11 protein-coding genes and 1 pseudogene are annotated in these 14,508 nt (G+C 67.7%); 3 read left to right on the plus strand and 9 right to left on the minus strand.

Annotated features, from left to right (window positions below):
• Window positions 1-829 precede the first annotated feature (829 nt).
• From IEZ19_RS40065 to IEZ19_RS40080, 4 genes are read right to left on the minus strand one after another with little or no spacing between them, the layout of a single operon-like run.
• On the minus strand, window positions 830-2,011 hold the full coding sequence (locus IEZ19_RS40065; protein ID WP_189316332.1) for an XdhC family protein: 1,182 nt from the start codon (window positions 2,009-2,011) through the stop codon (window positions 830-832).
• On the minus strand, window positions 2,004-4,124 hold the full coding sequence (locus tag IEZ19_RS40070) for a xanthine dehydrogenase family protein molybdopterin-binding subunit (protein ID WP_189316333.1): 2,121 nt from the start codon (window positions 4,122-4,124) through the stop codon (window positions 2,004-2,006). Before IEZ19_RS40070 ends, IEZ19_RS40065 begins: the two co-directional genes overlap by 8 nt.
• Complete coding sequence (locus tag IEZ19_RS40075) at window positions 4,121-5,113, minus strand: FAD binding domain-containing protein (protein ID WP_189316334.1); 993 nt, start codon at window positions 5,111-5,113, stop codon at window positions 4,121-4,123. Before IEZ19_RS40075 ends, IEZ19_RS40070 begins: the two co-directional genes overlap by 4 nt.
• Complete coding sequence (locus IEZ19_RS40080) at window positions 5,110-5,688, minus strand: (2Fe-2S)-binding protein (protein ID WP_189316335.1); 579 nt, start codon at window positions 5,686-5,688, stop codon at window positions 5,110-5,112. The genes IEZ19_RS40075 and IEZ19_RS40080 overlap by 4 nt, the downstream gene beginning before the upstream one ends.
• 344 nt (window positions 5,689-6,032) lie before the next feature.
• On the opposite strand from IEZ19_RS40080, the gene IEZ19_RS40085 reads away from it, so the two are divergent.
• Window positions 6,033-6,611, plus strand: coding sequence for a TetR/AcrR family transcriptional regulator (locus IEZ19_RS40085; protein WP_189316336.1), 579 nt, complete (start codon window positions 6,033-6,035; stop codon window positions 6,609-6,611).
• A 342-nt stretch (window positions 6,612-6,953) separates the two neighbouring features.
• Here IEZ19_RS40085 and IEZ19_RS40090 read toward each other — a convergent pair whose 3' ends face one another.
• The 3 genes from IEZ19_RS40090 to IEZ19_RS51580 form a co-directional block, all read right to left on the minus strand.
• Window positions 6,954-8,015: an NAD-dependent epimerase/dehydratase family protein gene (locus IEZ19_RS40090; protein WP_308429061.1), complete on the minus strand. Its 1,062-nt coding sequence runs from the start codon at window positions 8,013-8,015 to the stop codon at window positions 6,954-6,956.
• Complete coding sequence (locus IEZ19_RS53825; RefSeq protein WP_373297127.1) at window positions 7,987-8,310, minus strand: DUF6207 family protein; 324 nt, start codon at window positions 8,308-8,310, stop codon at window positions 7,987-7,989. Before IEZ19_RS53825 ends, IEZ19_RS40090 begins: the two co-directional genes overlap by 29 nt.
• Window positions 8,311-8,661: 351 nt before the next feature.
• Window positions 8,662-8,985 carry a hypothetical protein gene (locus IEZ19_RS51580; protein WP_229841345.1) on the minus strand — a complete coding sequence of 108 codons (324 nt, stop codon included), beginning with the start codon at window positions 8,983-8,985 and terminating at the stop codon, window positions 8,662-8,664.
• A 973-nt stretch (window positions 8,986-9,958) separates the two neighbouring features.
• Here IEZ19_RS51580 and IEZ19_RS40100 point away from each other — a divergent pair.
• Window positions 9,959-11,260, plus strand: coding sequence for a reverse transcriptase/maturase family protein (locus IEZ19_RS40100; RefSeq protein WP_229841346.1), 1,302 nt, complete (start codon window positions 9,959-9,961; stop codon window positions 11,258-11,260).
• Window positions 11,155-11,769, plus strand: coding sequence for an HNH endonuclease (locus tag IEZ19_RS51585; RefSeq protein ID WP_229841347.1), 615 nt, complete (start codon window positions 11,155-11,157; stop codon window positions 11,767-11,769). Before IEZ19_RS40100 ends, IEZ19_RS51585 begins: the two co-directional genes overlap by 106 nt.
• 218 nt (window positions 11,770-11,987) lie before the next feature.
• Here the strand turns inward: IEZ19_RS51585 and IEZ19_RS54265 are convergent.
• Window positions 11,988-12,601: pseudogene (locus IEZ19_RS54265) on the minus strand (IS701 family transposase); the annotation flags it as partial.
• 856 nt (window positions 12,602-13,457) lie between these two features.
• Window positions 13,458-14,102: a TetR/AcrR family transcriptional regulator gene (locus tag IEZ19_RS40110; RefSeq protein WP_189316339.1), complete on the minus strand. Its 645-nt coding sequence runs from the start codon at window positions 14,100-14,102 to the stop codon at window positions 13,458-13,460.
• Between the last annotated feature and the right edge of the window lie 406 nt (window positions 14,103-14,508).

Below are 14,508 nucleotides of genomic sequence, written 5' to 3' on the forward strand. Positions count from 1 at the left end.
TACATCGAGAACCAGAAGCGTCCCGGCTGAGGCCAACAGTGCGGACCCGTGCACCCGTGCGGGTCACCCCTATCTTGAGAAGCGCTTCCTCCCGGGCGTTAACGCCCGGGGTTCCGCGCTAGATCATGCTGAAGAGGACTGAGCAGCAGGAACCGACAAGGCGCTGATCAGCGGCTCCGCCTTCGTCAGCCGCCACGCTGCGGTCGCGGTCCGAGCCCGGGGAGCGCGCGACTCGATGCCGGGTCCTTGACCGCTTTGGCGAACTCGGCGTCGAATCCGCTCCTTGCCGAGTGCACAGCCGAGTCCGCTGGTCCCGCGCGGGACTGGTCCCGCGCGGGACTGGTCCCGCGCGGGACGATGTCGGCTACGGGCCCGTGGGCGACGATCCCCTTCGGCGTCGCGGCTCGCCGCGCTCGTCAGGATCGCGCTCGCGACGACATCGAGGAGGTGATCGGCAAAGGTGCTCGTGACCGAGGACTCCAGCACCGTCCTGTGCCACGTCGTGCGGGGGCTTCTCCGCTGCCTGCGCGTTGCTCGGGGTAGTGGGATCGGGCGGCTTCCACGGTGTCGAGGTGATCGACGATCCAGCCCAGCATGGCTTGCAAGGCTTCGCCCCGCCTCGGCACCCGCGGCGACCTGCACAGTGGCCACACCGCCCGCGCCCTCCTCGGCGAGCGCCTGCAAGGGTTCCTCCCGGGCCACCCGGGCGCGCTCGACCCGCTGCGTGGCGGCGGCAACCTCCTCCTGGGCCTGGCTGAGCCACACGCCACCCAGGCGCGCCCGCTCCGTACACAGACCGGACGGACATCACAGCATTACGTGATGACTCTCAGGAAGCGATGTCCGCGACCTCGGCAGGCAGTTGAGGTCGGCCGGATGAGCGGTGGGCGTGGGCCGTTCCGCTGTGGTGGATCGGTGTTGCCGTGCCGGTCAGTGGACGGCCCGTTCCGCCTCTGCGGGCCGCGACGATCTCCGCCGCGATCGACAGGGCGGTCTCCTCGGGCGTACGGCCCCCGAGGTCGAGTCCGATGGGTGACCTGAGGCGGGTCAACTCCGTCTCGCTCAAGCCTACTTCACGCAGCCTACGGTCCCGGTCGGTGTGGGTACGGCGCGAGCCCATCGCGCCCACGAAGGCGACCGGGAGCCGCAGCGCGACCTCCAGCAGGGGGACGTCGAACTTGGCGTCGTGCGTCAGGAGGCACAGAACGGTCCGTCCGTCGGTCCGGGTGCCCCGCAGATAGCGGTGCGGCCAGTCCACGACGACCTCGTCCGCCTCGGGGAAGCGGGCCTGTGTGGTGAACACCGGCCGGGCATCGCACACCGTGACGTGATAGCCCAAGAACTTGCCGGCCCGCACCAGCGCCGCGGCGAAGTCGACCGCACCGAAGACGATCATCCGCGGCGGCGGTGCGCCGGCTTCCACGAGCAGGGTGAGCCCGTCGGGGCAGTGCGAGCCGTCCGGTGACAGCTCGACCGTGCCCGTGCGGCCTGCGTCGAGCGCTGCCCGAGCCTGCGCCGCGGCCGTGCGGTCGAGGTCCTCGTGGATCCCGAGGCTGCCTTCCGCGGAGCCGTCGCTGTGGACGAGCAGAGTGGCACCGAGGTGCTCGGGCGGGCCCTCGACGACCCGGACCAGGGCCACCGGCTCGCCCCGTTCCGCGGTGTCCAGGGCAGAGCTCACCAATGCCCTGACCGGCGTGTTCGCGAACACGGGTGTGACCATCACGTCGAGGACGCCGCCGCAGGTCAGGCCCACGGCGAAGGCGTCCTCGTCGCTGTAGCCGAAGCGCTCCACAGCGCTCTGCCCGGTCTCCAGCGCCTGAGCGCACAGGTCGTAGACCGCGCCCTCGACGCAGCCGCCCGACACCGAGCCGATGACGGTGCCGGCCCGGTCGACGGCGAGGGCGGCTCCGGGGCCGCGGGGGGCGCTGCCGCCGACGGACACGACGGTGGCGACGGCGACGTCACGGCCATCGTCCAGCCAGTCCTTCAGCTCCGGCAGCAGGTCAAGCATCGCTGCCTGCCGTGAGGACGCGACTCGGGCGGATGGGCAGGCTGCGATGCCGCACGCCGGTGGCGTGCCAGACGGCGTTGGCGATGGCAGCCGCAGCACCGACGATGGCCACCTCGCCGATGCCCTTGATGCCGACCGGATCGTCGGGGTCGGTGTCGTCCACCCAGTCGGCCTCGATGCGCGGCACGTCGGCGTTCGTGGCGACGTGATATCCGGCCAGGTCGGCGCCGACCGGGCCGCCGAAGGCCGGATCGCGCACGGCTTCCTCGTGCAGGGCCATGGAGATGCCCCAGGTCATGCCGCCGGTGAACTGGCTGCGTGCGGTCAGCGGGTTGACGATGCGGCCGGCGGCGAAGATGCCGAGCATGCGGCGTACGCGCACCTCACCCGTGGCCGGGTCCACGGCGGCCTCGGCGAACTGCGCGCCGTAGGAGTGCCGTTCCATGTTCGCGAGCGCGGCGATCTGCGCGGTGGTGTCCGAGCGCACGGTGATCCCTTCGGCGGGGATCGCCATGCCGGGGACGAGTCGCTCCCGCAGGTCGCGGGCGGCCGCGATGACAGCCATGGACCAGGAGCGGGTGCCCATCGAACCGCCCGCGATCATCGCGAAGCCGAACTCGCTGTCCCCGATCCGCACGGTCACCCGCTCCGGTGCGACGTCGAGGGCGTCGGCCGCGACGAGGGTGAGCGCGGTCCGTGCGCCTGTGCCGATGTCGGTCGCGGCTATCCGCACGGTGAAGCGGCCGTCGGCCTCGGCGGTGATGGCGGCGGTGGAGGGGGCGGCTCCCGCCGGGAAGGACGCGGCGGCGGTGCCGGTGCCCAGCAGCCAGCGGCCGTCGCGCCGCACACCCGGCCGGGGATCGCGCTGCGCCCAGCCGAAGCGGCGTGCGCCCTCCTCGAAGCAGGCGCGCAGGTTGCGGGTGGCGAAGGGCAGGCCGGAGACCGGGCCCTTGTCCGGCTCGTTGCGCAGCCGCAGTTCGATCGGGTCGATCCCGCACTTCTCGGCGAGTTCGTCGAGGGCGGACTCCAAGGCGAAGGCTCCCGGCGCCTCGCCGGGCCCGCGCATGAAGGTGGGGCTGGGCACGTCGCGCCGTACGACGCGGTTCTCGGTGTGGTGGGCGGCGGCGTCGTACATCACCCGCGCCACGCCCGCGCTCGCCTCGACGAACTCGTACACCTTGGAGGTACGGCTCACCGAGCGGTGGTCCAGGGCGCGCAGTCGCCCTTCGGTGTCGGCCCCGAGCCTGACCCGCTGGACGGTGGGGCTGCGGTGGCCGGCCAGCGCGAACATCTGAGGCCGGGTCAGAGCCACGCGGACCGGCCGCTGGAGGACCGTCGCCGCCATCACGGCCGCCACCTGGTGAGCGCGTACGCCCTTGCTGCCGAACCCGCCGCCGACGTGCTCAGAACGCACCCGGATCGACGCGGGGTCCAGCGAGAACAGGTTCGCCAGCTCGCCGACCACCCAGGTGGCGCCCTGGTTGGAGTCGACCACCTCCAGACGGCCGTCCTCCCAGCGGGCGGTCGCCGCGTGGGGCTCCATGGGGTGGTGGTGTTCCTCCGGCGTGGTGTACTCCTCGTCCACGACGGCGGCGGACGCGGCCAGTTCGGCCTCCTGGTCGCCCTTGTCGGTCACGCCGGGCATGTGACCGTCCACGGGATAGGAGTCCGGGTGGTCCCCGGTGAACTCGATGTCGTGCGGCAGCGGTTCGTACTCGACGACCAGGGCCTCGGCCGCTTCCCGTGCCTGCTCGGGCGTCTGAGCGACGACCAGGGCCACCGGCCAGCCCAGGTGGGGCACAGCGTCGTGCTGGAAGACGGCGCAGGTGGGGTCGGGCCTGCCCAGCAGGCTGACGTAGTCGGTCTCCAGGCGTGGGGCATTGCGGTGGTCCAGGACGGCGACGACACCGGGCATCTCAAGGACGGGACCGCTGGCGATGTCGCGGATGCGGCCCCGCACCACGGTGGACAACACCAGCCATCCATAAGCGAGTTCAGTAAAAGGGATGTCGCCCGCGTAGCGTGCCGCGCCGGTGACCTTGTCCCGGCCCTCCACCCTCACGTGACCGGTGCCGACCGCGCGTACGGCGGCCTCTTGTGCGGTGGTGGTCATAGCGCGGCCTCCTCGGCGAGCTCGCTCAGCACGGCCACGGTCAGGTTGTGCATCAGGGTCACCTTGTATCCGTTGTGCGGCAGCGGCCGGGCCGCGGCGAGTTCGGCTGCAGCGGCGGCCGCGTATGTCTCGGCGGTGGCGGGCGCCCCGATCAGGGCCCGCTCGGCGGTACGGGCGCGCCAGGGCCGGGAGGCCACGGCGCCGAACGCGAGGCGCGCGTCGTGCACGACTCCGTCACGGGTGTCGAGGGCGGCGGCGACGGAACCGATCGCGAAGGCGTAGGAGGCGCGCTCGCGCACCTTGCGGTACCGGGAGCGGGCCGCGACCGGCACCGGCGGCAGGAAGACACCGGTGATCAGCGCACCGGTCGGCAGGGCCGTCTCACGGTGCGGGGTGTCGGCGACGGGCAGATACAGCTGATCGAGCGGCAACTCGCCCTGCCCGTCGGCGGTTTCGTAGTGCACGACGGCGTCGAGGGCGGCCAGGGCCACCGCCATGTCGGAGGGGTGTACGGCCACACAGGTCTCGGACGCACCGAGGATGGCGTGGTTGTGGTGCTCGCCGCTGAGGGCCGGGCAGCCGCTGCCGGGGGCTCGCTTGTTGCACGGCTTGGTCGTGTCGGTGAAGTAGGCGCAGCGGGTGCGCTGGAGGAGGTTCCCGCCGACCGTGGCCATGTTGCGCAGCTGGCCGGAGGCACCGGCGAGCACCGCCTGGGTCAGCATCGGGTAGCGGCTGCGGACGTCGGGGTGGGCGGCGAGGTCGCTGTTGGTGACCGTCGCGCCGATGCGCAGTCCGCCGTCCGGGGCCGACTCGATGCGGTCCAGGGGCAGTTCACGTACGTCGACGAGGCGGCCGGGTCGTTCCACGCCGCTCTTCATCAAGTCGACCAGGTTGGTGCCGCCGGCGAGGTAGCGCGCGTCCGGATCGTCGTCAAGGAGAGCGACGGCACCCGACACGTCGGGCGCCCTGCGGTAGTCGAACTCCCTCATACGGCGGCCTCCCCGGACTGCTCCGGCACGCGTGCCGCTGACGAGGCGTCGGCCTCGGCGGCTCGTGCGACGGCCTCGACGATCGACGTGTAGGCACTGCAACGGCACAGGTTGCCGCTCATGCGCTCGCGGATCTCCTCGGGGGTCAGCGGCGTCGGCCCGACCGCCGGACGTATGTCACCGGAAGCGGCGCTCGGCCATCCGGCAGCGTGCTCCGCGAGCATGCCGATCGCCGAACAGATCTGTCCGGGTGTGCAGTAGCCGCACTGGTAGCCGTCGAGATCGATGAACGCCTGCTGCACTGGATGCAGCCGGTCGCCGTCCGCGACGCCTTCGATGGTGGTGATCTCGCGTCCTTCGGCCGCGACCGCGAGTTGCAGACAGGCCACCGTCCTGCGGCCGTCGACCAGAACAGTGCAGGCACCGCACTGGCCTTGGTCGCAGCCCTTCTTGGTGCCGGTCAGATCGAGCCGCTCGCGCAGAGCGTCGAGCAGGGTGGTGCGGTGGTCGACGGGCAGCGTGTGCTTCTCGCCGTTGACATGCAGGGTGATGACGCTGGACGTCGATAAACCCATGAGCAACTTCCTTCAGACGTACGGTACTTGGGGTGAGCTGGCCTCGGGCGCCGGAACAGGGCGGCTACCTGGAGTGCGCGTCGCCGTGATGAAGCGCGGCAGCGCTGGTGATATCGGGGGCGCTTGTCAGGACTGGGGGGTGCGTCGATGAGGACGCTCGGGTGGCACGAATTACGCGGCAGGGCAACAAATGGACGACGCTGACGGAAGCAGCGGACTGACGTGCGGGCCGTGGGCGCAGCTAGAGTGGATCCCAACCGGACAACTGTCCGATACCCGGAAACGTAGCGGACAGCTGTCCACTTAGCAAGGGCACGCTCATGCCGCGCCTTGAGGAGTGACGAGTGCAGCACAAGAAGGAGACCCCCCTGCGCTCGGACGCGCAGCGCAACCGTGAACGCATCCTGTGCGTCGCCCTCAGTGAGCTGACGCAGTGTCCGGACGCACCGCTCAGCGCCATCGCCAAGAAGGCGGGGGTCGGCCAGGGCACGTTCTACCGCAACTTCCCCAACCGCGAGACCCTGGTCCTGGAGATCTACCGCCATGAGATGCAGCAGGTCGCCGACAGCGCGGCCCATCTGCTCCAGGAACTGCCGCCGCCGCAGGCCCTGCGCACCTGGATGGACCGGCTGGCCGAGTTCGCCATGACCAAGGCGGGCCTGGCCGACGCGATCCGCCTCGCCACCAGCGCACCGGGCGGCCCCGCGAAGCCCTCCCCCGCACCCGTCGCGGACGCGGCCGAACTTCTGCTGCGCACCAACGAGGAAGCGGGCACCATCCGCCCCGGGGTCACCGCCGACGACTTCGTCCTCGCCATCGCGGGCCTGTGGCAGTTGCCCCCGACCGAGGACTGGCGACCGCGCGCGGCCCGGCTTCTCGACCTGGTCATTGACGGGTTGCGGGCAGGTGCGCCCCGGCCGTGACCCGCAAGGGCAAGGCCGCACGATGGCCAGGTACCTGATTCGCGGCCTGGGAGCCGTCCTTCGCCCGTCACTTGCACCACACCGGTGGCACCAGGCGGCTAGTGCTGTGGCCGGGACGGCTTGCCGGGAAGCTCGCGGCGTCCGGTGCGGTGCATCGCAAGGCGGAGCGTCACCCGCGTACTGGATGTACTCGGGTGATGCGACAACGCCGCCAGGTGCCGTGCCGGGCGTCGCGAGCCGGTGAACCTTTCCGGTCACAGCACTAGCGTCACCGGGCCGGGGGCGACACAGCGGTAGTAGGAGAGGGGCGGGTGTGACGGTGGCTTGTGACTGTTGCACCCGCTACGCCGCATCGGCGTGAAAGCGACGGGCCAGGGTTTCCATCTCCAGCAGGCCGGCATCGAGTCTGATGCGCGGCCGGTAGCCGAGGACGCTGCGGGCGGCACTGATGTCATAGATGCGCTCGCGGCCCAAGAAGGCGACCAGCCAGTTGGTGAGTGGTGGCGGAGTACTTCTGCGGAGCAGGCGGGCGCTGACATCCATGAGGGCTGCGATCGGCGCGACGACAGCCAACGGGACACTCCGGCTGGCCGAGACGTCAACACCCTGGGTCGCCAGCAGCGCGGTGAAGAAGTCGCGGACCGGCATGGGGGTCCCGTCGGTGACGTAGTAGGGAACGCCGTGGTGGCCTTGGGTAAGGGCCAGCAGGACGGCGTCAGCGAGGTTGTCGACATGGATGAAGTCCATGATGTGGCGGCCGGCGTCGATCCACAGGAACCGCCCCTTGGCGGCGTCGGCGGCCATTTTGGCGATGTTCATCCCCGCGCCCCAGATGAACGGTGGCCGCAGGATCACCAGGGTCGTCCCTTGCGACGCGGTACTGCGCAACGCGTTCTCGGTAGCCAGCTTGATCCGGCAGTACGCGGTGACGGGGGTGCCGTTATCGGTGTTCTCGTCGACCACGGCGGTGCGTTGGGTGCCGGTGGACACACCGGCGGCGCTGATGAACACGAACCGGGGTACTTTCGCCTCGGCCGCAGCTGCGTGCAGGGCGACGGTCGGGTCGTGGTTGTCGGCACGGAAACCCGCATCATCACCCCAGAACTCCATTCGGGCGGCGGCATGCACGACGGCGTCGACGTTGTGCAGGTATCCCAGCCAGGCTGGGTGAGCGGCCGAGTCGCCCCGCTCGGTGAGCTCGGCCAGGTCGCCCTGCACCGGCTGGGCTCCCGCGTCGGCCACCTTCTGTGCACTCGAGGTGGAGCGGGCCAGGGCGACGACGGTGTGGCCCTCAGAGCGCAGCTGGTGTATCAGGTGCTGACCGACGAAGCCGCTTCCGCCGGTTAGGAAGACACGCATGAATGGCTCCTCATGACTAATAGAGTTGTTTCGGCGAAGATGCATCGATGTAAGCGAGGCTTGGCGGGCGTAATGGGCGAGGGTGAGCGAGACCGGCGATGGAGATCCGGGGTCGTGCCCTGGCCGCTGAGGATCTGCTGAGCCAGGAGGAACGGCGCAGGCTGCAGGTTGATGGCCGAAGAATCTGTTGGACGCGAGGTAGTTCTTCGGCCGCCGCGACCTCGATGACTGCGAGCCCAGGCTCCGCCACATGCGCTTCGTTGATTCGCGAAGGTTCTGCGATCGGGGCCGGAGGCTTGATCAACCGGGGAAACGACAGCCCGACGAGCGCGTCCGCCACCAGGGAGAGCGTCTCCGCTAGGCCGGGCGAAGCCAACGGCGCCAAAGGCAGCGGTGACGCGAAGGGCAGTGGACGGCAGGCCCTGGTCCACGTGCGTTTTCCTCCAGGTGCGCTGCGGGGCCGCGAGGGGCGGTTGCCGCAGTCTTTTCCGAGTCGGCTGCGGTGCCCCCTCGCAATTTCGAAGACCCAGCGGCGGGGAGTGCCTGGAAGTGCCGGACGTCCTCGCGGCGGCGGACGAGGTCGAGGACGGGCCCGAGGTGCGCGGTGGCCCAGTCGGCGAGGTACTCGGTGTAGCTGTCGTCGGGCCAAAGGAGAGCCTCCGGAAACGGTCTTGTGTTCGGAGCGCGCCGCTCAGCGCAGGAAGCCTTCATAGTGGCGCTGCTGGAGCTGGCTTTCGATCTGCCTCACCGTCTCCAGGCCTACACCGACGATGATCAGGATGCTTGTCCCACCGAACGGGAAATTCTGGCTCGCCCCGGTCGTGGCTAGCGCGATGGTGGGGACGAGGGCGATCAGCGCCAGATACAGCGACCCCGGCCAAGTGATCCGGTTGAGCACATAGCGCAGGATCGGGACGTGGGTGCCTATCCGGTACACCACGATGATGCCGAGTGTGAAGAGTAGTTTCTTGCGCAGGTCAGGCGTCTTGAATGCACGGACGAATGCGACGAACACGGTGCCTCCGGCGACCCTACGTGCCTGTGCCGTCGTGAGGGTCAGAGATCTTTCGACAGAACATCAGCACATCGGCGACGCTGCCGCTTCAGTGATGGAACCAGCCACATTGGGATGAGGTGACGGCTTCCCTCGCTCCATGCCTGGCACCTATCCAATGGGAATCGCACGAGCCAGCAGCACCCCTCCACGAGACTAAACGTTCTATCTCGCACATCGTCGGCCTGCGTGACTCTCCTGTCAAGACCGAACGATCTATCTTGTGCCGTAAGCCCGAGGGAAGCCGCAGGGGCATGACATCACCGCAGGATCAGACAGCCCACGCGAACGTGGGATCACCTAAGGGGGCGTGAGTCCTATGACGACGGAGGCCCCGTGGTAGTCGCCGAAGTCACGAGCGGCCAGGACGGATGGGAAAGCCGTCCACAGGGCGAAGTTGCGCCGTCTAACTCGGCGTTGGATCACTCTCTCAGAGAGTAGAGGTTCGGAAGGAGAAGCCTCTGGACTACCCGCCTTACCTGGACGCGAAAGCGCGAGGGGACAACAGCATGGCGGGAAAGCGTGGAGCGTTGTGAAGGCGTTTATAGCGCTGCCGCGCAAAGTCCGTGTGATATGGCGAAGACCAGACTGTTTGAAGCCAAGTTCCCAGGGATGGAAATGTGCATCCTCCGACATACAACGCCCGGAGCGGAGCCATCAGCATCAGGCGAATCCCCTTTGCTTCGCCCCAACTCTTCCGGCTGGTGGACGGTGGGCAACGAGCTCACTCAAGGGAACGGACAGGCCGCCTACGTCACGCTCGATACGTCCAATGCAAGAGGAATTCGGGATCACCTAAGGGGCGCGAGCCCTACGGTGACGGAGTGCCAGTAGTAGTCGTGGGAGTTACGCCCCACCAGGGAGAGCGGGAGAGCCGCTTACAGGGCCAAGTGGCACAGGTGTCCACGATATCCGGAGAGGCAAGGTACGCGTAATGCAGAGAGCCGAAGCCCTGATGGAGATCATCCATGAACGCGGCAAGAGAGGATTGCCACTGGAGAGGCTGTATCGGCATTTGTTCAACCCGGAGCTGTACTTGCGGGCCTACGGGAAGATCTACCGCAATGACGGCTCTATGACACCCGGCTCCACCCAGGAGACCGTGGATGGCATGAGTCTGAAGAAGATTCAGGCGATCATCGATGCGCTGCGGTATGAGCGATACCGATGGACCCCGGTGCGACGCGTATATATCGACAAGAAGGGATCGCCCACGAAGCGTCGGCCTCTAGGTCTGCCTTCGTGGTCGGACAAGCTGCTGCAAGAAGTGATCCGCTCCCTGCCGGAAGCGTATTACGAGCCGCAGTTCTCCGACCGCTCTCACGGCTTCAGGCCAGGAAAGGGGTGCCACACTGCGCTCACGGAAGTATCTGAGACGTGGCGTAGTGTCACCTGGTTCGTCGAGGGAGACATCTCCCAGTGTTTTGACCGGCTGGATCACGGAGTCTTGCACTCCATCCTGGCCGAGGACATTCACGACAGTCGCTTCCTGCGGCTGATCGACGGACTTCTCCAGGCCGGATACCTGGAGGAATGGCGCTATCACGAAACACTGAGTGGTGCGCCACAAGGGGGTGTTCTGAGCCCCTTGCTCTCCAATATCTACCTGGATCGGTTGGACAAGTACGTCGAGACAACACTCTTACCCGTCTTCAACCAGGGGGCCCGCCGCAAGCCGTATCTGCCGTATATGCGGATACACAAGGCCGCCTGGAAACTGGAGAAGCGCGGACAGCGGGAGGAAGCACGGCAGTTGCGCCGTCAACTGCAACGGCTCCCCTCCCACGACCCCAATGATCCGGGCTTCCGGCGACTGCACTACGTCCGTTACGCGGACGATTGGCTGCTGGGGTTCTCCGGGACGCGACGGGAAGCCGACTATATCAAGGAGAAGATCGGGAAGTTCCTGCGGAACCGGTTGAAGCTGGAACTCTCCGAGCCGAAGACCTTGGTTACCCACGGGCGGACACAGGCCGCTCGCTTCCTTACGAAATCGTGGTCCTGCACGACGATGCCAAGCGCGATCGGAACGGTCATCGCTCTATCAACGGGCAGATGCCAATGGACGTCGTGCGCGGAAAATGCAGACCTTACATGCGCCGCGGTAAACCGGCCGCCCTGCTGGAGCGCGTGCACGACTCGGACTTCCGGATCGTCACGCGGTTCCAGTCAGAGTTCCGGGGCCTCGCGGAGTATTACCAACTGGCCTACAACCGGCACCGCCTCGGCCTGCTGAGGTGGATCACGGAACGCTCCCTGACCAAGACGCTGGGGCATAAGAACAAGATCAGCGTCAACAAGGTTTGGAATCGCTACCGTGCCACCTGGCAGACACCTGCTGGCCCCCGAAGGGGTCTCCAGGTCAAAGTCGAACGCGGCAAAGGAAAGAAGCCGCTGGTCGCCCGTTGGGGCGGAGTCTCGCTGGCACGAAGGACCACGAGGGTAACTCTCAAAGACGAGCTTCCGGTGGTATGGAGGAAGCGTCCCGCAGAACTCATCGACCGGCTCATGTCCGGCCGTTGCGAACTCTGCAAGGCGCAAACAGAAGTCGAAGTGCACCACATTCGACGTCTGAGTGACCTCCGCCCCGGGAGTCAGGTTCAACAGCCTGACTGGGCAAAGCAGATGGCATCACGCCGCCGCAAGGCCCTGATCGTCTGCCGTGACTGTCACAGCGGAATCCACAGCGGACCTTCCGTTCGGCAGGACTCGGTGGAATCGACGCTGGAGAGCCGGGTGCGGTGATAAGTCGCATGCCCGGTTCGGTGGGGGGCCGTCGGAAAAGGGTCCGCAACAGCGGACACCTCGCCGGCGGCCTACCCTGCGGGGCCAGGTGACTTGGACACACCAGACCCGGGAGGTATGCGAAATGCCAGATCGCTGCAACGGCGCTGCGTGTCCTGCGCGAGCAGCCTGACCCGCTCACGCTGCCGTCACTGGAGAGCCGGATGATCGGGAAACCATCACGTCCGGTGGTGACCGCGTCGATCAGGGGCTGGAGGTCGGAGGGTGGGTCTTTGTCCGTCCAGGCTCGCCACGACCGGTTGAGGGTGATGGCGGGCCTGAGCCAGGAACGGATGGTGCGTAAGGCCTTGGGCCAGCAGGCCAGTTGGGGCTGGTGGGGTTCGGTTGGCCCCCCTCTCCGGCCCGTCGTTGGGGCACGGGTCCGGCGCGGTGGCATCCAGCGGTCCGGGGGGCGAACCACTGGTCCCGGCAGAAGGAGAAGGCGTAGTTGACCAGGGTCTGGTGTCGGCGGATGGCGCGGTCGGAGCGGACTTGGCAGTCGGCCCAGCCGAGTTCGCCCTTGATCCGCTTGTAGCTCTGCCCGATCCAAGGCCGCAGTCCGTAGAGGGGGACGATCTCGGCGAGGTGGGCCGACGGGTGCGGGCTGCCGGCGACGTGGGGTGCGTCAGCGGGGCAGGTTGGTGGCCAGGTACCAGGTGGCCTTCTCCGGCAGCCGGGCTGGGTCGGTGGTGGCCACTACCAGGCGGCAGGGTGAGGTGCGGCCGTAGCCGCCCAGGCATAAATCGGCGGCCCACCAGGTCTCGGTGTGCCCGTCGCAGAAGTGACGCTCCACGGACGGACCTCACGGAGTTTCACGTCAAGCCCGTGCGGCGGCCTGCCCCTCGAGGGGCGACCGTCACGGACGTGCCGTGATCACATGCCCCACTCGGTAGTTATCTCAGCAACGGTCAAGGCATCAAGGCGCAGAGCCGCATCACGACGATGTCGTCGTGACGTAGGCATCGACGCCCGAGCCAGAGCATGGCCGCGGGCTTGGTCCGATCCTTCCGCGACCACGATGAAGACATGAACGCCGGAGCTTCCTTGAGCGGTTTGCGTCGGGATGGTCACGGACCAATAGGACATGGCGCGCCTCCTGTGGGACGTGCGGTGCGGCGAAGGATGGGGGCGGGCGGTGGCCGACGTGCGACTTTTCGTCCTGTGCGTTCCACTGCGTGTCTCCCCTGTCTGGGCGGTCCGATCGAAATCGAAGCTTTGGCAATGCTGGGGAGCCCAGGGCGACTTCGCGGTTGTGAAAGCCTGTAGCCCCTTGCACGTAGCTGCATCTTGGGTGCGCGTCATGCGCGAGCGGCGCGGCACCGCACCCAGGACGGCGAGCGAACCAGAGCCGAGCACCAGACACGACAGGCTCGTGTATAGAGCGCTCGATACAGAGCGTACCATAGCCGCTTTCTCAAGCACCTGTCCTACCGAACGTTCTATCTCAGCCGGACGGCAGCGAGCAGCCGAGAACGATCAGAGACGGGGAGGCCGGTCGCGTGGCGACCAGTGACGTGCGATGTGCCCGACTGCACTGTCCCGCACACCGCCCCGTCTTGCGTGCACACGGCAGGCGGAGGCGGCGTCGCACAGAAGAGGCATCCGGTCGACCTGCAGACGTCGGCGCAACCAGATGCCCTTGACTGTCCTTACCGCTTCCGCTCTCCCACACCATCCCGCTGCTGCGCCAGACCGCGGATCAGAGAAACGAACGGAGCAACCTGCGAGCTGTATGTCATGCCGTCGAAGCTGTTGGCCACTGACAGTCCGTCCGTCAGGGCTCGCCCGAGGATCGCCAACTGCTCGACGACTGCTTCGTCCTCTTCGCCGCCGTCGGGCGCGAAGATGGGAGTGAGGGCATCGACCCAGGACGCGTGGGCATAGTCACGGATGCGGCGCACGATCTGCTGCACCGCCTCGGCGTCCTTCTGCGGGCCGACACTGATGGCCACCAAGAGACGAAGATAGTCAGGCCGCCGGTCGAGGGAACTGCACGCCGCCGTGAACCACGCTTCAAGACGTTCGAGCGGCGCCAGGTCGTCGAAGGAGGACGGATTGGGGAACAAGGCATGCAGTTCCTCGAAGGTGCGCTCGAGGAGCGCCGCCAGCACGCCGAACTTGTTCCCGAAGTGATAGTAGATCGAGCTGGGCGGAAGCCCGGACTGCGCGGACAGATCCGAGATGGCCATGCCGTCATAGCCCTTTTCGCCGATGAGCCCGCGAGCTGCGTTCAAAATGACCTCGCGGCTGCTCAAGCCGGCATCAGCCGGCGCGGAGCCGGAATCCCTCACCATGTGGCCATCATAGGTCCGCCTCGTCGCCTCTCCCCCACGGGGCGACCCGGCTTTGGACTACTCCTCAACGTCAGCCAGAGTGGTGGCGCCAATGCCCGGCGCGCCGTTATTACGACGCACCCACACCCACGCGCGCCTCAGGATGTCCCTGCGGTGGACCTTGTCCCCCAGCGCATGGAACCGCCGCCCGGGATCGGCCTTGGCCGCCCGGTAGAGCGCATGCTGCAAGGCTCGGACCGGATCCAGCTTCGGGGATCCCGACGTGGCGGACCGAGCCGTAACGGCACTCATCAATCCCCTCCAGACAACCTGCGCACCGACGAAGCAGTGGCCCTTTCCTGGCCCGGGGTTGTGTTGTCCGCCGGCTCAGCGCGGTACTACGGCCGCCTCCGACGCCCACCCGGCC

Source organism: Streptomyces brasiliensis (assembly GCF_014647875.1).
Classification (GTDB): Bacteria; Actinomycetota; Actinomycetes; order Streptomycetales; family Streptomycetaceae; genus Streptomyces; species Streptomyces brasiliensis.